At 63.8% G+C, this 17792-nt stretch carries 15 protein-coding genes; 8 read left to right on the plus strand and 7 right to left on the minus strand.

The genetic code is table 11. From position 1 onward, the window contains the following. Positions 1–289 precede the first annotated feature (289 nt). The 3 genes from QTA58_RS05230 (at position 290) to QTA58_RS05240 (ending at position 1753) form a co-directional block, all read left to right on the plus strand. Entirely contained in the window at positions 290–1072 is a 783-nt protein-coding gene (locus tag QTA58_RS05230) for a DUF1236 domain-containing protein (RefSeq protein ID WP_289671977.1), read from the plus strand. A 23-nt stretch (positions 1073–1095) separates the two neighbouring features. Further along, positions 1096–1284: a hypothetical protein gene (locus QTA58_RS05235; protein ID WP_085422302.1), complete on the plus strand. Its 189-nt coding sequence runs from the start codon at positions 1096–1098 to the stop codon at positions 1282–1284. A gap of 70 nt (positions 1285–1354) precedes the next feature. After that, on the plus strand, positions 1355–1753 hold the full coding sequence (locus QTA58_RS05240; RefSeq protein ID WP_289671978.1) for a DUF1236 domain-containing protein: 399 nt from the start codon (positions 1355–1357) through the stop codon (positions 1751–1753). A 131-nt stretch (positions 1754–1884) separates the two neighbouring features. On the opposite strand, the gene QTA58_RS05245 is transcribed toward QTA58_RS05240, so the two are convergent. The 5 genes from QTA58_RS05245 to mscL form a co-directional block, all read right to left on the minus strand. After that, positions 1885–2652: a polysaccharide deacetylase family protein gene (locus QTA58_RS05245; RefSeq protein ID WP_289671979.1), complete on the minus strand. Its 768-nt coding sequence runs from the start codon at positions 2650–2652 to the stop codon at positions 1885–1887. A 139-nt stretch (positions 2653–2791) separates the two neighbouring features. Next, a complete protein-coding gene (locus QTA58_RS05250; RefSeq protein ID WP_085422299.1) occupies positions 2792–3037 on the minus strand; it encodes a hypothetical protein in 246 nt (81 codons plus the stop codon). Between the two features lie 221 nt (positions 3038–3258). Further along, positions 3259–4293 (minus strand): UDP-glucose 4-epimerase GalE, encoded by a 1035-nt coding sequence (galE, locus tag QTA58_RS05255; RefSeq protein ID WP_289671980.1) that lies wholly within the window; start codon positions 4291–4293, stop codon positions 3259–3261. A 157-nt stretch (positions 4294–4450) separates the two neighbouring features. After that, positions 4451–5620, minus strand: a complete 1170-nt coding sequence (locus QTA58_RS05260; protein ID WP_289671981.1) for a pyridoxal phosphate-dependent aminotransferase — start codon at positions 5618–5620, stop codon at positions 4451–4453. A 114-nt stretch (positions 5621–5734) separates the two neighbouring features. Next, positions 5735–6166, minus strand: a complete 432-nt coding sequence (mscL, locus tag QTA58_RS05265; protein WP_085422296.1) for a large conductance mechanosensitive channel protein MscL — start codon at positions 6164–6166, stop codon at positions 5735–5737. A gap of 190 nt (positions 6167–6356) precedes the next feature. Between mscL and QTA58_RS05270 the strand changes: the two genes are divergently transcribed. Together QTA58_RS05270 and opgC are read left to right on the plus strand one after the other, a co-directional pair. After that, positions 6357–9872 carry a NahK/ErcS family hybrid sensor histidine kinase/response regulator gene (locus tag QTA58_RS05270; RefSeq protein WP_289671982.1) on the plus strand — a complete coding sequence of 1172 codons (3516 nt, stop codon included), beginning with the start codon at positions 6357–6359 and terminating at the stop codon, positions 9870–9872. A gap of 197 nt (positions 9873–10069) precedes the next feature. Next, complete coding sequence (opgC, locus tag QTA58_RS05275; protein ID WP_289671983.1) at positions 10070–11302, plus strand: OpgC domain-containing protein; 1233 nt, start codon at positions 10070–10072, stop codon at positions 11300–11302. 223 nt (positions 11303–11525) lie between these two features. On the opposite strand, the gene QTA58_RS05280 is transcribed toward opgC, so the two are convergent. Together QTA58_RS05280 and QTA58_RS05285 are read right to left on the minus strand one after the other, a co-directional pair. Continuing rightward, positions 11526–13058, minus strand: a complete 1533-nt coding sequence (locus QTA58_RS05280) for an altronate dehydratase family protein (RefSeq protein ID WP_289671984.1) — start codon at positions 13056–13058, stop codon at positions 11526–11528. Positions 13059–13103: 45 nt separating this feature from the next. Then, positions 13104–13805, minus strand: a complete 702-nt coding sequence (locus tag QTA58_RS05285) for a FadR/GntR family transcriptional regulator (RefSeq protein ID WP_085423361.1) — start codon at positions 13803–13805, stop codon at positions 13104–13106. A gap of 313 nt (positions 13806–14118) precedes the next feature. Here QTA58_RS05285 and QTA58_RS05290 point away from each other — a divergent pair, with 313 nt between their 5' ends. The 3 genes from QTA58_RS05290 (at position 14119) to QTA58_RS05300 (ending at position 17742) form a co-directional block, all read left to right on the plus strand. Further along, positions 14119–15666, plus strand: a complete 1548-nt coding sequence (locus QTA58_RS05290) for a sugar ABC transporter ATP-binding protein (RefSeq protein ID WP_289673026.1) — start codon at positions 14119–14121, stop codon at positions 15664–15666. Between the two features lie 8 nt (positions 15667–15674). Beyond that, positions 15675–16703, plus strand: coding sequence for an ABC transporter permease (locus QTA58_RS05295; protein WP_085422292.1), 1029 nt, complete (start codon positions 15675–15677; stop codon positions 16701–16703). 97 nt (positions 16704–16800) lie between these two features. Further along, entirely contained in the window at positions 16801–17742 is a 942-nt protein-coding gene (locus tag QTA58_RS05300) for an ABC transporter substrate-binding protein (protein ID WP_289671985.1), read from the plus strand. Positions 17743–17792 lie beyond the last annotated feature (50 nt).

A 17792-nucleotide genomic window follows, 5' to 3' on the forward strand; every position in this document is an offset into this window, starting at 1 on the left:
AACCAAAAGGCCATTCGGTCCGGAAACAACGCCGGCGCCCATGACGGAACCTCCTGAAAAAGCTTCAGGGTCAATCCCATTCTACGGCCACAGTTCCGTAATTCCAGCCCCGTCGGACCTTTGCGTCCCGCCATCGGACCAAATGCCCAAGCGAGGTCGGCCTGAAGTCCGGCAAAGACCCGACTGAAGCCCCAGACGCGGAACGAGGCCTCGCAGGCGGTTGTTTGGGACGTGCATTGCGGCTCACGCAGAGCCTCGCAAGCAGGACAAGAACAATAGAGGAAACATCATGAAACCGCTGATGAAACAGACGCTCGCGATTGCGCTTCTTGCGGGATCGACGCTCTCGGCAGTACCGGCGATCGCTCAAAGTGAATCGCCGGCGGGCGGCCAGGGCGGCGCAGGTTCCGCCGCCCCCATCCTGCCCCGACAGGGTTCTTCCGGCGACCAGGGCTCTTCCGGCTCCGGTGCGGGTGCGCCAAGCCAGGCGCAACCCTCACAGGCGCAACCCTTGCAGGACATGGGAGGCGCAGCACAGCAGCAGCCTTCAAACCCGGGCACGGACACTTCAAGAAATGCCCAGAGCCAGGACACCGAAAAACGCGTGAAACCGCAGACCGGTGATACCGCGCAGCAGCCGGCCGGCAAATCCGGTCAGTCGGACGGTTCGACGGCTGCAGACAAAGGCTCGGGTTCGGGAACGGATGTCCGCAATCCCTCGGCAACGAGCGACAGCGCCCGCCAGAACAATGGCGCGGATCAGCAGGACTCGAACCGGGCCGCCAGCGATCGCCCGTCCGGCGAGACCACCGGCAGCATCAACATCTCCACCGAACAGCAGACCGAAATCCGCAGCGTCTTCGTCGAAAACCGGGTTGAGCCCGTCGATATCGACGTCGATGTGAGCGTCGGCACAGCCGTCCCGACGACGGTGGAGCTTCATCCTCTGCCCCCGCGCATCGTCGAAATCGTGCCGGCCTATCGCGGCTACGAGTATTTCGTCCTTGCGGACGGCCGGATCATCATCGTCGAACCGTCGACCCATGAGGTCGTCTACGTCCTCACCGGCTGATCCGAGCCGGAGGAGTGAAATCCATGAGTGACCGAGAACCGACAGTGATCGATACGGGTGGCAGCGGCGGCTGGGCCGTCGCGGCCATCCTGCTGATCGTCATCATCGCAGGCGGGCTCATCCTCTTCGAAGGCGGTTACCTCGGAACCCGCAACGTCGATATCGACGTGAGCCTGCCCAAAGTCGAGGCGCCGCAACCGATCACGCGATAACCGCCTCGACCTCATTCGGCGAAACGCGGCTTGAAACCCCGCCTCGCCCGGACTTGAAAGGAGAAGCATCATGAAGACCAAGATCATCGTTCTTTCCGCTGCGGCCCTCGGCATCCTCGCCCCGGCGGCCTCCGCGCAACAGGGCACCGTCAACGGTGCGGCCGGCGGCGCCGTCACCGGCGCGATCGTCGGCGGCCCGGTGGGTGCGGCGGTCGGCGGCGTCGTCGGCGCCATCGCCGGCACGGCCATCGACCCGCCGCCGCCGCGTGTCGTCAGTTACGTCGAACAGGCTCCCCTCCCCGCGGACCCGGTCGTGGTTCAGGAGAAGGTGGTCGTCGGCAAGCCGATACCCTCGACCGTCGTGCTCACTCCGGTTCCGGAGGCTCCGGAATATGCCTATGCCGTCGTGAACCAGCAGCGGGTCATCGTCGATCCGGGCACCCGGACGGTCGTGCAGATCGTTCGCTAAATCGAGCTTCGGCCTGATCGAAGGGAGAGCCGGCACGGCTCTCCCTTTTCATTTCCGCATTTCCGGCACCTGCACGGCCCGACCACTCGAAAAAGCCCGCGGGCATAAGCGGCTGCACGCTCCTCGATCCATCATTGCGTCGTGCCGTCGTCGCCCAGATCGTCCACGTCCGAAAGGCGCGTGAATTCGACGCCCCTCCGCTTCAAGGCGAGCAGGGCGCGGGCGACGCCTTCCCCCGCCGCATGGGTCGGCTGGTTGATATGCGCGATCACCACATCGCCGTCCTTGGCGGCGGCAATACGCTTTTCCGAAACGGCCGCGCCCAGCAGCGAGCCGCCGTCGCCGTTCAGCGAATAGCCGGCGATCCGGTATCCCATGTCGCGGATCTGCCGGATCGCCGAGGGATCGTATTTCGCGGTCGAACCGCGGAACCACCGGGGCGCGGCGAAACCCGCGGCCAGCATGGCCTCCGCGCCGCCCACGACTTCCTGACGCACAGCCTCCGCCGAGCCGGCCGCCGCGATGCCGTAGATCAGCGCCGGCGCATCGACCGCGGGCACATGGTTGCGGCCGTGGTTCTCGATTTCGAAGAGATCGAGGTTCTGCAGGAAAACCGCCACCGCCTGCGGGTTTTTCTTCAGCCAGCGTGCCGTCACGAAAATCGTCGCCGGAATTCGCTCCCGGACGAGAACCGACAGGATCCGCTCGTCCGCTTGCCCCATGCAGGCATCGAAGGTCAGCGCCACCCGCGGGCGGTCCGCATGTCCCGAGCGCGCCACATGCAGGTGCGGCTCGACGAGTTTGGGAGCGTTCACAATGTTCTGGCGGGCGGGCATGTCTTCAGCGCCGGCGGCCGGAGGCAGAAGCACAAGACAAGCGGAAAGGAGGAAACGTCGCATGGAAAACCGGTATCGAAACTCTGTTCCTCTACCGCTAAACCTTCAAGGACACCATGCGACCGAATGACCGGGCGGCCGAGTGGCAGGCATGAAAAAAGGCCGGACGATGCCGGCCTTTCTTGCAATCCGTTCCGCAGCCTCAGCAGTTGGTCGACTGACCGTTGGTATTGGTACCGGCTGTGCCGGAAGGGACAGAGGCGCTTCCCGTCGTGTCCGGCGTGGTGGCGGAACCCTGCGTCTGCATGTTCGGCGCGCAGTTGGTGCGGGTATCCGTGGTCGCCCCGCCGGTCGTGCTGTTGGTGGCGTTGGGGTCGATAACCCGGTTGTTGTTGTTCATCCCGTTGCTGTCGCCGCCGGTGTCGGGGGCGCCCGGAGTGCTGTTCAACGAACCACTTCCGCTGCTTCCACTGCTTCCTCCGCTTCCGGTACTCGTCTGAGCGAGAGCACCCGTCGCAAGACCCAGGGAAAGAATGGTTACGGTAATAAGCTTGGAATGCATCTGGATTCCTCCATGGCCGACTTCGCCGGCCGGTTTGGTTTTGCCAACACCGACCCAACCGAAAGAGATGGAGGATGTTCCACCGAAAATCTTTTGTGATGCGGACGTCAGAACCGAACGGAGGCAAGCCGGTGCTGCAGCGACTTGAGATCTTCGGCCTTGCGCGCGGCAAGTCCCCTCTCCCAGGCGATCGCCGTCTCGACGATGAGATCGAGATCGTCGTGACGGGGTTTCCAGTCGAGCAGCCGGCGTGCGAGCGTCGAGTTGGCGACGACGCTTGCCGCATCGCCGGGCCGGCGCGGCCCGTAGCGGATTTCGAACTTGCGCCCGCCGACGCGCATCACGGCTTCCAGCACCTCGAGGACCGAATAGCCGCGGCCATAGCCGCAATTGGCGATCAGGGGTTCGCCGCCGCGGCGCAGATAGCTCAACGCATTGAGGTGCGCGTTCACCAGATCGGTCACGTGGATATAGTCGCGGATGCCGGTGCCGTCCGGCGTCGGATAATCCGTGCCGTAGACATCGACGCCACGCCGCTTGCCGAGCTCGGCCTCGCAGGCGATCTTGATGAGATGCGTGGCGCCCTCGGTGGACAGTCCGGTACGGCCGAGCGGATCGGCGCCGGCGACGTTGAAATAACGCAGCGCCACGAAGCGGAAGTCATGAGCGGCGGCGGCATCGCGCAGCATCATCTCCGACATCAGCTTGGACTGGCCATAGGGGTTCTTCGGATGCGGCGGCGTGCTTTCAAGCACCGGCGTGTCGTCCTTCTGGTCGCCGTAAACGGCCGCGGTGGAAGAAAAGACGAAATGGCGGATGCCGGCTTCGACCGCCGCCGCCGCCAGCAGGCGCGTATTGCCGGTGTTGTTCTCGTAATAATCCAGAGGCTGGGCCACCGATTGCGGCACGACGATCGAACCCGCAAAATGCAGGATCGCGTCGATATCGTTCTCGGCGAAGATCTGCGTCAGAACGGCGCGGTCGCCGACATCCCCCAGATAGAATCGGGCATCGGCGGGCACCGCCCACCGGAAGCCGGTCGAGAGCCGGTCGAGAACGACGACCTCCTCGCCCGCGTCGAGCAAGGCCCAGGCCATGTGGCTGCCGATATAGCCCGCGCCACCCGTCACCAGAACCGCCATGTCACACTTCCCTGCCTTTTATCGTTGGCAGAAGAAAAACACGGCTGAACTTCAACAATGCTTACCCGGCGCGGCCTCCGCCGGGTTTATCTCCGATCAGGGCAAACCCGATCTTGAGAAATTCGCTAAAATCCTATCGATCCTGTTCCGAAGAGGCTCAGAGACGGTGGATATAGTCGGACAGGCGCGCGGCCGCCTCTTCGATCTGCCCCGCATCGCGCAGGAAGCAGGCGCGCAGGAAAAGTTCGCCGCCCTTGCCGAAAGCCGAGCCCGGCGCCAGTGCCACGCCGATCTTGTCGACGATATCGAGCGCCGCCTTGCGGCTGTCGGTGATGCCGTCCACCTTGACGAAAGCGTAGAGAGCCCCGTCGGGCTTCAGGGTTTCGACCCGATTGGTGGCGATCAGGGCGTCGCAGAGGATATCCCGCGCCCTGGTCGCCCGGTCGATATTCGCCTGGACGAAGTCGTCGCCCTCGTTCAACGCCACGACGGCGCCGCGCTGCAGGAACTGCGCGACGCCGGAATTGGAATACTGCACGAGGTTTTCGATCACCTGCCCCATTTCCGGCGGCGCGACGAGCCAGCCAACCCGCCAGCCGGTCATCGACCAGTTCTTGGAGAAGGAATTGGCGAAGATGATCCGGTCGCCTTCCTCCATGATGTCGAGGAAAGAAGGCGCGCGTGCCGCGCCGCCGTAATAGTAGCGGGCATAGATCTCGTCGGCGACGATCCAGAGGCCGTGCCTGCGGGCGAGCGCCAGGATGTTTTTGAGATCGTCGAGCGTGGCCGTCCAGCCCGTCGGATTGGCCGGCGTGTTGATGAACAGGCCCTTGGTCTTCGGCGTGATCTTCGATTCCAGCTTGGCAAGGTCGAGCGACCAGCGGCCGCCGACGAAATCGAGCGGCAGGCCGACCGAACGGGCGCCGGAAATGTCGATCGCCGAAATGATGTTCGGCCAGGTGGGCGAAAGATAGATCATCTCGTCGCCCGGTGAGGTGACCGCCTGCACGGCAAGCATGATCGCGTGCATGCCGGAGCCGGTCACATAGAAATGCTCGACCGGCAGCGCGACGGAGAAGTGCCGGGCATAATAGTCCGAGAGCGCCTGGCGAAGCTCCGGAATGCCGCGCTGGTAGGTATAGAACGTCTCGCCGGCGGCCAGCGCCTCGGTCACGGCGCGGTTGATGAAATCCGGGCTCGGCAGGTCTCCCTCGCCGGCCCAGAGCGGGATCAAGCCCTCCCGCCCGCGAGCGTGATTGATGATCTCGACGATCCCGCTCTCGGGTGCGGAGACAGCGCGGGGGCTCAAGCTGCTGATGATCGACATGGAATTCCCTGACATGTTTTCCCCTGTTTAACGCAGGAGAACCAGAAAATCCCATGATAATCCGTGAGCCGGCGATCGATTCCGATGATGAATTCGGGAAATGTGATCAAAAGATCACTTGGTTTTGAGAAGGTCCCTGATCTCGGTCAGGAGCTGGACGTCGGCCGGCGGCGGGGCGGGCGCTGCTTCCTCCGGCTTCTTCTCTTCCATCAGGCGTATCCTGTTCACGCCCTTCACCATCAGGAAGATGATCCAGGCAAGAATCAGGAAGTTGATCATGACTGTAATGAAGCTGCCGTAGGCGAAGACCGCCCCCTGTTCGCGCGCCTGGGCGAGCGTCGGAGCGGTGACGGTGCTGGAAAGAGGCAGGAAGTAATTGGAGAAGTCGAAGCCGCCCCCCGTGATGGCACCGACGATCGGCATGACGATATCGTTCACCAGCGAGTTGACGATACCGGTGAAGGCGCCGCCGATGATGATACCCACGGCAAGGTCGATCACATTGCCTTTGGCGATGAAGGAACGGAATTCGCTGACTACCGACATGGTTTATACCCCCGACTTTCAGGTTGCGTCGCGAGCAACATAGCGCATTTGCCGGAGGTGGAAAGATGCAGAGGTCCAGAGGTTTAGTATAAACGTCTATTGGACTTTTTGCCGAGGGCGTCGCTGATTTCCAAGCGCCTGCTTTTCCCCTAATGTTCAGGGGCGCCGCAATTTCCTGCGGGGAGGAGCCATGCTTCCAGGCTGGGTCATTTTCGGTTCGGCTTTCGCCTATGTCCTGCTGCTGTTTGCGGTAGCAAGCTACGGCGACCGGCGAAGCCGTCTGTTCGGCGTGCCGAAAAACGGCCGGCCGATCGTCTATGCGCTCAGCCTGGCGATTTACTGCACGTCCTGGACCTATTTCGGCGGCGTCGGGCTCGCCTCGCAGAGGGGGCTGGAATTCACCGGAATCTATATCGGCCCTATCCTGGCCTTCACGCTCGGCATGCCGGTGCTGAAGCGCATCGTCGAACTCGCCAAGGCCGAAAAGCTGACCTCGGTCGCCGATTTCATCGCCGCCCGCTACGGCAAGAACTCCACGGTGGCGATGATCGTGGCGATCATCGCCCTCGTCGGCGCCGTTCCCTACATCGCGCTGCAGCTCAAGGCCGTGTCGAGCTCGGTCGCCGCGATGGTCAATCCGTCGGATTACGGCATCGGCAGCGGCAACCTCTATTTCATCGACCTGGCGCTGATCGTCACGCTTATGATGGCCTGTTTCGCGGTCATGTTCGGCACCCGCCACACGGATGCGACGGAGCATCAGGACGGGCTCATCCTGGCGGTCGCGATGGAATCGGTCGTCAAGCTGCTCGCCTTCGTGACCGTCGGCCTTTCCGTCTTCTTCATCCTCTTCGACGGACCGGCCGACCTTTTCGCCAAGGCATCGGAAAACCTGCTGGTGAGCTCCGCCCTCTCCTACGAGACGCCGCTCAGCCGCTGGCTCGTCCTGACCGTGCTCTCCGCCTTCGCGATCATCCTGCTGCCGCGGCAGTTCCACGTCACGGTGGTGGAGAACCGAACGGCGAAGGAACGCAAGGTGGCCGGCTTCCTTCTGCCGCTCTATCTCGTCGCCATCAACATCTTCGTGCTGCCCGTCGCCATGGCCGGGCTGATCGCTTTCGGCGGCGTCGGCAACGCCGATCTCTACCTGCTGACGCTGCCGCTCACCGGCGAGCTCAAATTCGTTTCGCTCATCGCCTTCATCGGCGGGTTTTCGGCGGCCACCGCGATGGTGATCGTGGAATCGGTCGCGCTGTCGATCATGGTCTCCAACGACATCGTCATCCCGATCTTCCTGCGCCAGAGGCTGATGGCCGCCCGCTCCGGCCAGCGGAACGATTTCACCCGGACGCTCCTGAATATCCGCAGACTGGCGATCTTCGCGGTGCTGATCCTGGGTTACGGCTATTACCGCATGGCCGACAGCCAGTCGGGCCTCGCTTCGATCGGCCTGCTCGCCTTCGCGGCGATCGCGCAGGTCGCCCCGGCCCTCTTCGGCGGGCTGATCTGGCGGCGGGCGAATGCCCGCGGGGCGATCCTCGGCATGTCTCTCGGCTTTCTCGCCTGGGCCTATCTGCTCTTCCTGCCGAGCCTCGGCGGGCCGGACAATTCCCATGTCGCGGCGGCCGTGCTGAACTTCCTCTTTCCCGGCACCGGCATCTTCTCCGGGCCGGAAACCGACCCCCTGGTCAACATCACGATCTTCAGCCTGACGCTCAACACGCTCGCCTTCGTGCTGGGTTCGCTGTCGCGCAACCCGCGGCCGGTCGAACGCATCCAGGCCGGCATCTTCGTCAAGCGGCACCTGCGCTCGCAGTTCGCCACGCAGGGCTGGAAGACCCGCGTCAGCGTCGGCGACCTGAAAGCCGCGATCGCCCGCTATCTCGGAGAGGAGCGCATGCGGCGTTCCTTCTCCCATTACGAGCAGAGCGCCGGCCGGACCTTCCGCGACGATCAGCCGGCCGACATGGCGATGATCCATTTCTCCGAACAGCTGCTCGGCAGCGCGATCGGCTCGTCCTCGGCGCGCCTCGTGCTGTCGCTCATCCTGCAGAAGGCCGAGGACACCAACGCCGACACCGCCTGGCTGCTCGACCAGGCGAGCGAGGCGCTGCAATATAACCAGGACATGCTGCAGACCGCGCTTTCGCAGATGGACCAGGGCATCGCCGTCTTCGACAGTTCCGAACGGCTCACCATCTGGAACCGGCGCTTCCGCAATCTCCTCGACCTGCCGGAACAGGCGGGGCAGGTCGGCTTCCCGCTCGCCGACATCGTCGCCATCCTCTCCGAGCGCGGCGACATCGCCGCCGCCGACCAGGCGGAAGTGATCCGTCAATTCCACACGCTCGACGCCCCCTTCTCGCTGGTGCTCGACGGCGGCGAACGGATCATCGAAGTGCGCTCAAACGCCATGCCGGACAGAGGCATCGTCGCGACCTTCACCGACATTTCCGAGCGCGTCGCCGCCGACAAGGCGCTGAAGCAGGCAAACGAGACGCTGGAGCAGCGCGTCGGCGAACGCACGGCCGAGCTGACGCGCGTGAACCGCGAGCTTGCCGAAGCGCGCGCCTCCGCCGACGAGGCCAATATCGGCAAGACGCGCTTCTTCGCCGCCGCCGGCCACGACATTCTCCAGCCGCTCAATGCCGCCCGGCTTTATTCCTCGGCGCTGGTGGAACGCCTCGGCACGACAGACAATAACGGCACTCTCGTCCGCAACATCGATTCCGCGCTCGAATCGGTGGAGGCCATTCTCGGGGCCGTGCTCGACATTTCCCGGCTCGACACCGGCGCGATGAAGCCGCGCCTCACCTCCGTGCCGCTCGAAGATCTCTTCAAGCGCATCGAGACCGACTATGCGCCGATGGCGCGCGAGAAGAACCTGAAATTCGTCGTCATGCCCACATCGCTCAGGGTCCGGTCGGATGCCAACCTGCTGCGCCGCCTGGTGCAGAACCTCGTCTCCAACGCGATCAAATACACGATCGACGGCAAGGTGCTGGTCGGCGCGCGGCGGAGAGGCGACCGGGTGATCATCGAGGTTCTCGATTCCGGCATCGGCATTCCGCCTTCGAAATTCCGCACCGTCTTCAAGGAATTCGCCCGTCTCGACGAGGGCGCCAGGACGGCCGGCGGGCTGGGCCTCGGCCTGTCGATCGTCGACCGGATCTCCCGGGTCCTCAACCATCCCGTCCAGCTCGCCTCGACGCCCGGCCACGGCACGGCCTTCCGCGTCGAAATCCCTATGGACGTTGCGGCATCTCAGGCGGTGCGGGACGCAGACCAGCCCGAACGCCGCAAGCGCTCGCAGCCGCTCAACGGGCTGCGCGTTCTCTGCATCGACAACGAACCGCGCATCCTCGAAGGCATGGCGCTGCTCATCACCGGCTGGGGCTGCACGGTCGGCCAGGCGGATTCGATCGCCGCCCTCGACGACATCGTCGCCCGCCGGGAACCGCCGCCGGAGATCATCATCGCCGACTACCATCTCGACGACGGCGACGGGATCGAGGCGATCCTCAAACTGAGAGCGAAATACCAGGCGGACATACCCGCGCTCATCATCACCGCCGACCGCACGCCGGAGGTCCGCGCCGAGGCGGAACGGCACGATATCGGCGTGCAGCACAAGCCGGTGAGGCCCGCCGCCATGCGCGCCTACCTCACGCAGGTTGCAGGCCTGAAACGCGTCGCCGCCGAATAAGCGCCTAAATTCCGCGCAACCCTCCGTTCATCTGAGAGTCATCACGCATAGTTTACGATCGTAACATGCTTAGACGTCGCAAGGCGGAACCCTCCGGCTTTTCGGGACGTTTAGGCGCGTGACTTCCTGGCCCGCAGAGGCCTTACGGACCGACCGGCGTGAGCCATCGGAACCGGCAGAGACGGAGACCGCGACCGATGAAACGCTTTGATATTATTGATGGTATGCGAGGATATTTCCTCGTTTTCATGCTGATCAACCACCTGATCTTCGCCGGCGGCTACTGGCTGGTCAAAATCAACCACAACCAGCTCGCCTTCGTGGAAGACGCCCAAGGATTCGTCTTCCTGTCCGGCCTGCTGATCGGCATGGTCTATGCCAAGAAGATGCTGAAGAACGGCTATGCGGCCGGGCGCACGGCCATCTACAGCCGCGCCTTCGAGCTCTATCGTTATGCGATGGGCATCGTGCTGGTTGTGCTGGTGGCGCAGATGCTGCTGCCGGGTGCCTATACGATCTGGTTCAACTGGCTCGGCTATACGAACTTCGACGATCCGCTGCGGCTGGCCGCGATCGCGACCTTCCTGTACCAGCCGACCTTCATGGACATCCTGCCGCAGTATATCGTCTATATGCTCTTCGCGCCGATGCTGGTGAAGCTCGTGCTGGAGGACAAGTGGCATTATGTCATCGCCGGCTCGATCATCCTCTGGATGACGGCGCAGCTCGGCCTGCAGCAGATCGCCACCACGCCGCTCAACGACCTCGTCATGGGGGCGGACGACCAGGGCATCCGCGCGTCGTTCAACCTGCTCGGCTGGCAGATCGTCTTCTACTCGGCCCTGGTGCTCGGTGCGCTGACCTCGGCCGGCAAGATCGACTGGAAGAAAATCCTCTCGCCGGAAAACACCTTCATTCCGAAGGCGGCCCTGGTCCTGGTGCTCTTCTTCCTGCCGCTGCGCCTCATCACCGCGCACGAGCTGATGCCGCCGCACATGATCGGCAAGTTCGCCTCGATGGAAATCCGCGCCGATTTCGGCCCGGTCTATCTCCTGAACTTCGCCTCGGTGGCTCTCCTCGTCACCTGGCTGATCGTTGCGGGTCCGAAGCACAAGGCCGCATGGGTGCGCCGCATCGCCAGCGCGTTCACCTGGGTCTTCTCGCTGAAATACCTGCAGCTCCTCGGCCGCCATTCGCTCTATGTCTATGTGTGGCACGTCGCGATCGTCTATTTCGTCTATTATTTCGACGGACGTTCGCCGGAGCTCAGCCAGCTCACGAAGACCGCCATCGCCCTGGTGTCGATCGCCCTGCTCTCGATCCCGGCGCTGTGGCGCGAACGCGACAGGTTCTTCGGCACCGCGGAGCCCGCACCGGTCAAGGTCCAGCGGCCGAAACCGGCCGGACCGCAGCAGATGACCGTTCGGTAAGGCGATAGAAGGCCAAGGTAGAAATAAGGGCAGTGGCTCAGGCTACTGCCCATTTTATTCAGGAGGGCTCGCAACGTTCACGACGTCATCCTCGGCCTTGTGCCGAGGATCTAAGCCGCCTCCTCAAACTGGCCGTTGCAGATGCTCGGGACAGGCCCGAGCATGAGGGCGGAGTGATTCGGGCTTTCCATAACTGAGGGTAACCGCCTAGGCCGCCCGCCTTTTACGTCACCGCCCCGACCTGCCACGGCACGAATTCGTTGTCGCCGTAGTCGTAGACCTCGCTCAGCGTCTTCTTGCCCGAAGCCACCGCGATAACATCCTCGAAAATCCGCGCACCCGCCTCCTCGATCGTCTCCTCGCCGGTGACGATGCCGCCGCAGTTCAGGTCCATGTCCTCCTTCATGTGCTCGTACATTTCGGAGTTGGTGGCGATCTTGATGCAGGGTGCCGGCTTGAAGCCCGAGACCGAGCCGCGGCCGGTGGTGAAACAGATGACGTTGCAGCCGCCCGCCACCTGTCCGGTCACGGCGACCGGATCGTAGCCCGGCGTATCCATGAAGACGAAACCCTGTTCGGTGACGGTCTCGGCGAATTCGTAGACCGCCTTCAGCGGCATGGAACCGCCCTTGGCGACGGCCCCGAGCGACTTTTCGAGGATCGTGGTCAGACCGCCGAGCTTGTTGCCGTGCGAGGGATTGTTGTTCAGCTCGTCGCCGTTGCGGGCCGTGTAGTCCCGCCACCAGTCGATCCGCCGCAGAAGCTTCTCCGCCACTTCGGGCGTCACCGCGCGGCGCGTCAGCAGGTGTTCGGCGCCGTAGATTTCCGGCGTTTCGGAAAGGACCGTCGTGCCGCCGTTGCGGACGATCAGGTCGGACGCATAACCCAGCGCCGGATTGGCGGAAATGCCGGAATAGCCGTCCGACCCGCCGCATTCGAGCGCGAGTTTCAGCTTGGAGAGCGGCTGCGGCGTGCGAGCCGCCGCGTTCACGCCCGGCAGCATTTCCCGGATGATGGCGATCGCCGCATCGATGGTCTTACGCGTGCCGCCGTGCTGCTGGATCGTCATGGTCCTCAGCCGGTCGCCCTCTTCCATGCGGTAATGTTCGAGGATCGGCGCGATCTGGTTCGTCTCGCAGCCGAGCCCGATCATCAGGATGCCGCCGAAATTCGGGTGCTTCGCATAGCCCTGGATGGTGCGGATCAGCAGCCGGTAACCTTCCGATTTGGTGTTGAGCGCGCAGCCTCCGCCGTGGGTCAGCGCGACCACTCCGTCCACGTTCGGAAACCCGTCGAGCCCGCCCATGCGGTTGAAATAATCCGCGATGTAGCGCGATACCGTGGCGGAGCAGTTCACCGACGAGATGACGCCGATATAATTGCGCGTGCCGGCACCGCCGAGGCCGCGATCGAAGCCCATGAAGGTTCGCCGCGCGGCTTCCGGCAGCATGCCCCTTTCCTCGATATCGACGCTGAACTGATGCTCGTGCTCGGAGGGCAGCATGGCGAGGTTGTGCAGATGCACATGGCTGCCGGGGGCGATGTCCTCGGTCGCGACGCCGATCACCTGCCCGTACTTCCTCACCTCGTGACCGGCCGGTATCGCCTTGATCGCCACCTTGTGGCCGCGGCCGATCAGTTCGCGCGCCAGAAGGCCGCCGTAACCGGTCTGGCCGCCCGCCGGCACGGACCGGCGCGCGACGCCCACATCGTCGATCGGGTTCAGAATGATGATCGGCGAAACCGCCTCGTTCATGCCTGCCGCCTCGCTTATGCCTGCCGCCTTCGGGCCGGCGCGATGTCACCGCGCCTCGTTGTTCATCCAGCGCTGTTTGGATTCCTCCAGATGCGCATGCATCATGGCCTGCGCCAGGAGCGGGTTGCGCGCCTCCAGCGCCGCATAGATCGCCTCGTGTTCCGCCAGCGCGAAACCCCAGGTCTCCGGCGTTTCGAAGCGCACGCGGATCTGCGCCGAGATCGGGCTGTGCCGCTCGTCGAAGAGGTCGCCGACGATATGCGCCAGAACCGAATTGCCGGACTGGCCGGCGATCGTCAGATGGAACAGCCGGTCGAGATCGAGCGGTTTGCGTCCCTCCGCGATCTCCGCCCGCATCTGGTCCAGCGTCTGGCGCAGCGACCGCAATGCCTCCGGCGTGATCCTCGCCGCCGCGAGCAGGATGACCGCGCCCTCGACGGTGGCGCGCGCCTGCATCAGTTCCAGCGGGCTCTCGCCCATGGAGCCCGTCTGCCATTGCCGCCGGTCCGGCTCGGCCGTCACATAGATGCCCGACCCCATGCGGATTTCGACGCTGCCGTCGATTTCGAGCGCGATCAGCGCCTCGCGGAGCGACGGCCGCGAGACGCCGAGCTGCTGCGCGAGCTCCCGCTCTGCCGGCAGGCGGGCACCGGCCGGGAACTGCCCTGCCTGGATGAGGGCCCGGATCTGGTCGGCAATCTGCTGGTACAGCCGCCGCGGCTCCGCGGTCTTGATAGGCTCGTTCATGGATTCCGTCATCCTGAAGATTTGGCCTTACCATAAACATGGAAACGATATGGAGCAAGCCGCAAAACCTACTATTGAAATATAAGGGATTTTCCCTCCATCTGTGAAAAATATCCGTTCCATTCAGTTTCCCGCTTTGCTCGTCAGGAAAAATTGGCTTGACCAGTTTTCCGCTCCGGTTTACCCATTGAACAACGCCAGCGGGAGGAGCCGTGGCGGATGAACCTTCGGGTTCGGGGAGGAAAGCATGGAAAATCGGCCGGCGGAGTTTCGCCCGAATACCCATGACGCAGCGATCGCGGCGGGCCGGACCATGCCGGCCTCCGGCAGCGGTCCGCTGCTGCGCCTCGACAATATCAGCAAGGAATTTCCCGGCGTCAAAGCGCTCTCCAACGTCCATTTCGACCTCAGGCGCGGCGAGGTGCATGCCGTCTGCGGCGAAAACGGCGCCGGCAAATCGACGCTGATGAAGATAATCAGCGGCGTCTATCAGCCGAGCAGCGGCACGATCCTCTACAAGGGCGAGGAACGGCATTTCTCCTCGACGCGCGAGTCCGAGACGGCCGGCATCGCCATCATCCACCAGGAACTCAACCTCGTCCCGCATCTCTCGGTCGCGGAGAACATCTATCTCGCCCGTGAGCCGCGCCGGGGTTTCCTGGGAGGCGGTTTTCTCGGGGGCGGTTTTCTCGTCGACCGCAGGAAGCTGCGCGCCGACGCCAAGCGCTGCCTCGACCGGCTCGGCGTCGACATCAACCCGAACCGGCCGGTGCGCGGGCTCTCCGTCGCCCAGTGCCAGATGGTCGAGATCGCCAAGGCGCTGTCGCTCGATGCGGAAGTGCTGATCATGGACGAGCCGACCTCGTCGCTCACCGAGCAGGAGACGCGCCTCCTCTTCAAGGTCATCCGCGACCTGAAGGCCTCCGGCGTCGGCATCGTCTACATCTCGCACCGGCTGGACGAGATGGCCGAGATCGTCGACCGCGTCACGGTGCTGCGCGACGGGCGCTACATCTCCACCGACGATTTTGCCTCGACCAGCATCGATGCGATCGTCTCCAGAATGGTCGGCCGGTCGCTGGAGGAGAAGTTTCCCGACCGCACCTCGACCCCGAGCGACGAGATCATCTTCTCCGCCGAGGGCCTCACCCGCGCCGGCGTCTTCAAGGACATATCCTTCACACTCCGCCGCGGCGAGATCCTCGGTTTCGCCGGACTGATGGGCGCCGGCCGCACGGAAGTCGCCCGCGCGGTCTTCGGCGCCGATCCGCTCGACACCGGGACGGTGACACTGCACGGAAAGACGCTTGTCATCACCTCCCCGCGCGACGCGATCGCCGCCGGCATCGCCTATCTTTCCGAGGACCGGAAGGCGCAGGGGCTGGCGATCAAGATGCCGGTCGACGCCAACATGACGCTCGCCAACATGGCGGCGGTGTCCAACCGCTTCGGCCTGATCGACTTCGCGAAACAGACCAAGGCTGCGAAGGATTACGTCAGCCTTCTCAATATCCGAACGCCCTCGATCAAGCAGCCGGTCCGGCTGCTCTCCGGCGGCAACCAGCAGAAGATCATCATCGGCAAATGGCTGTTCCGCAAATCGAAGGTGCTGTTCTTCGACGAGCCGACGCGCGGCATCGACGTCGGCGCCAAGCTCGCCATCTACCGGCTGATGGACGAACTGGCCGCAGGGGGCGTCGGCGTCGTGCTGATCAGCTCGGAACTGCCGGAAATCCTCGGCATGACCGACCGCGTCGCGGTCTTCCACCAGGGCCGCATCACCGGCGTGCTCGAGACGCGAAAGACGACCCAGGAAGAGATCATGCGATACGCTTCCGGCTATGCGCGGCCGGCGGAATGAGGGAAGACATGGCCGAGATCACCGAAGTTTCGAAGCAGAAAAGCATGTCGTTCAGCGACCGGCAGAAGGACATCATCCAGAAGTTCGCCGCGCTCGGCAGCCTGTTCGTGCTGATCGCCGTCTTCTCGCTGACGAGCAGCGCCTTCTTCACCGTCAACAACGGCATGACGATCGCGCTGCAGGTCACTTCCATCGCGCTGCTCGGCATCGGCGCCACCTGCGTCATCATCACGGGCGGCATCGACCTTTCGGTCGGTTCCGTGCTGGCGCTTTCCGGCGTCGTCGCGGCGCTTGCGGTCAAGGATTTCGGCACGCCCGTCTGGCTCGGCATGCTCGTCGGCATCCTGACCGGCACCGTCTGCGGCTTCATCAACGGCCTGCTCGTGACGAAGATGCGGCTGCCGCCCTTCATCGCCACACTCGGCATGATGATGATCGCCCGCGGCGTCGCCCTGCAGATCACCGGCGCACGCGCCGTCTCGGGGCTTGGCGAATCCTTCGGCGAACTCGGCAACGGCTCGTTCCTCAGGATCGTCAACATCGGCGACGACGGTTTTCCGACCATCGTCTTTCCAGGCATTCCCTATCCGGTCATCCTGATGGTGGCGATCGCGCTCGCCGTCTCCTTCATGCTGAACCGTTCGGTGCTCGGCCGGCATATCTATGCGGTCGGCTCGAACCCCGATGCCGCCCGGCTTTCCGGCGTCAACGTCACCCGCATCGTCAGCTTCACCTATGTGCTGTCCGGCACGCTCGCCGGCCTCACCGGCTGCGTGCTGATGTCGCGCCTGGTCACGGCGCAGCCGAACGAAGGGGTGATGTACGAGCTCGACGCGATCGCCAGCGCCGTCATCGGCGGCACGTCGCTGATGGGCGGCGTCGGCACGATCTCGGGCACGGCGATCGGCGCCTTCGTCATCGGCATCCTGCGCAACGGATTGAACATGAACGGCGTCTCCGCCTTCACGCAGCAGATCATCATCGGCCTCGTCATCCTGGTCACCGTCTGGATCGACCAGCTGCGCAACCGCCGCTGAGGAAAAGGGAACGCGGGCCTTTATCCGCGGGAACATCACGGGAGTGAGGAGTCTCCCGAAACCGGCCGGTCAGGCCAGACAACAAGAGGAGGAAGACATGAGAAAGCTAGCTGCCGCGCTGCTCACATCCGCGATCGCGCTTGCCGCGATCCCGGCCCAGGCGGGCGAAATCGCCGTCATCGTGAAGACGGTCAATTCCACTTTCTGGCAGAACGTCCAGAAGGGTGCCGATGCCGCCATGAAGGCCGGCGGCGGCGACAACACCATGACCTTCCAGGGTCCGGCGGCGGAATCGGCGATCGCCGATCAGGTCAACATGGTCGAGAACGCCGTCAACCGCCAGGTCTCCGGCATCGTGCTCGCGCCGTCCGATCCGGACGCGCTGGTGCCGGCCGTCAAGAAGGCGTGGGAAGCCCGCATCCCGGTCATCATCATCGATTCGATGCTCTCCAAGGATGCCGAGCAATATTACCAGTCCTTCCTGGCGACCGACAACAAGAAGGCCGGCGAACTCGCCGCCCAGGCGCTGATCGACAAGGTGGGCACCGAAGGCAAGATCGCCGTCATGTCCTATGTCGCGGGCGCCGGTTCGGAAATCGGCCGCGTCGGCGGTTTTTCCGAGTATATCAAGGCGCATTCGAAGCTTCAGATCGTCGGGCCCTTCTATTCGCAGTCCCAGATGGCGACCGCGCTCAACCAGACGACCGACGTGCTGGCCGCCAATTCCGACCTCAAGGGCATTTTCGGCGCCAACGAGCCGACCGCGATCGGCATGGGCCGGGCGCTCAAACAGTCCGGCAAGGTGGGCAAGGTGGTGGCGATCGGCTTCGACGGAAACCAGGACCTGCAGGAATTCGTCAAGGACGGCACGCTTGCCGCGATCGCCGTGCAGGGCTCGTTCCAGATGGGCGAACTCGGCATCCAGACCGTGCTCAAGGTGATGAACAAGGAGAAGGTCGAGAAATTCGTCGATACCGGCGTCGTGATCGTCACCAAGGACAATATCGACAAGCCGGAAGCTAAGAACGTCCTCTATTGAGTGCTACCCCTGCGGGCGCGCATCGCGAATGGTGCGCGTCCGTCAATTCT

This window comes from Neorhizobium sp. CSC1952 (assembly GCF_030378245.1).
Lineage (GTDB): Bacteria > Pseudomonadota > Alphaproteobacteria > Rhizobiales > Rhizobiaceae > Neorhizobium > Neorhizobium oryzae_A.

Excerpts from the sequence above, each read along its gene's own strand:
- QTA58_RS05240 (WP_289671978.1), top strand. The coding sequence starts at position 1,355 with ATGAAGACCAAGATCATCGTTCTTTCCGCTGCGGCCCTCGGCATCCTC.
- galE (WP_289671980.1), bottom strand. The coding sequence starts at position 4,293 with ATGGCGGTTCTGGTGACGGGTGGCGCGGGCTATATCGGCAGCCACATG.
- QTA58_RS05260 (WP_289671981.1), bottom strand. The coding sequence starts at position 5,620 with ATGTCGATCATCAGCAGCTTGAGCCCCCGCGCTGTCTCCGCACCCGAG.
- opgC (WP_289671983.1), top strand. The coding sequence starts at position 10,070 with ATGAAACGCTTTGATATTATTGATGGTATGCGAGGATATTTCCTCGTT.
- QTA58_RS05235 (WP_085422302.1), top strand. The coding sequence starts at position 1,096 with ATGAGTGACCGAGAACCGACAGTGATCGATACGGGTGGCAGCGGCGGC.
- QTA58_RS05245 (WP_289671979.1), bottom strand. The coding sequence starts at position 2,652 with ATGCGACGTTTCCTCCTTTCCGCTTGTCTTGTGCTTCTGCCTCCGGCC.
- QTA58_RS05270 (WP_289671982.1), top strand. The coding sequence starts at position 6,357 with ATGCTTCCAGGCTGGGTCATTTTCGGTTCGGCTTTCGCCTATGTCCTG.
- QTA58_RS05290 (WP_289673026.1), top strand. The coding sequence starts at position 14,119 with ATGCCGGCCTCCGGCAGCGGTCCGCTGCTGCGCCTCGACAATATCAGC.
- QTA58_RS05230 (WP_289671977.1), top strand. The coding sequence starts at position 290 with ATGAAACCGCTGATGAAACAGACGCTCGCGATTGCGCTTCTTGCGGGA.
- QTA58_RS05295 (WP_085422292.1), top strand. The coding sequence starts at position 15,675 with ATGGCCGAGATCACCGAAGTTTCGAAGCAGAAAAGCATGTCGTTCAGC.
- QTA58_RS05300 (WP_289671985.1), top strand. The coding sequence starts at position 16,801 with ATGAGAAAGCTAGCTGCCGCGCTGCTCACATCCGCGATCGCGCTTGCC.
- mscL (WP_085422296.1), bottom strand. The coding sequence starts at position 6,166 with ATGTCGGTAGTCAGCGAATTCCGTTCCTTCATCGCCAAAGGCAATGTG.
- QTA58_RS05285 (WP_085423361.1), bottom strand. The coding sequence starts at position 13,805 with ATGAACGAGCCTATCAAGACCGCGGAGCCGCGGCGGCTGTACCAGCAG.
- QTA58_RS05280 (WP_289671984.1), bottom strand. The coding sequence starts at position 13,058 with ATGAACGAGGCGGTTTCGCCGATCATCATTCTGAACCCGATCGACGAT.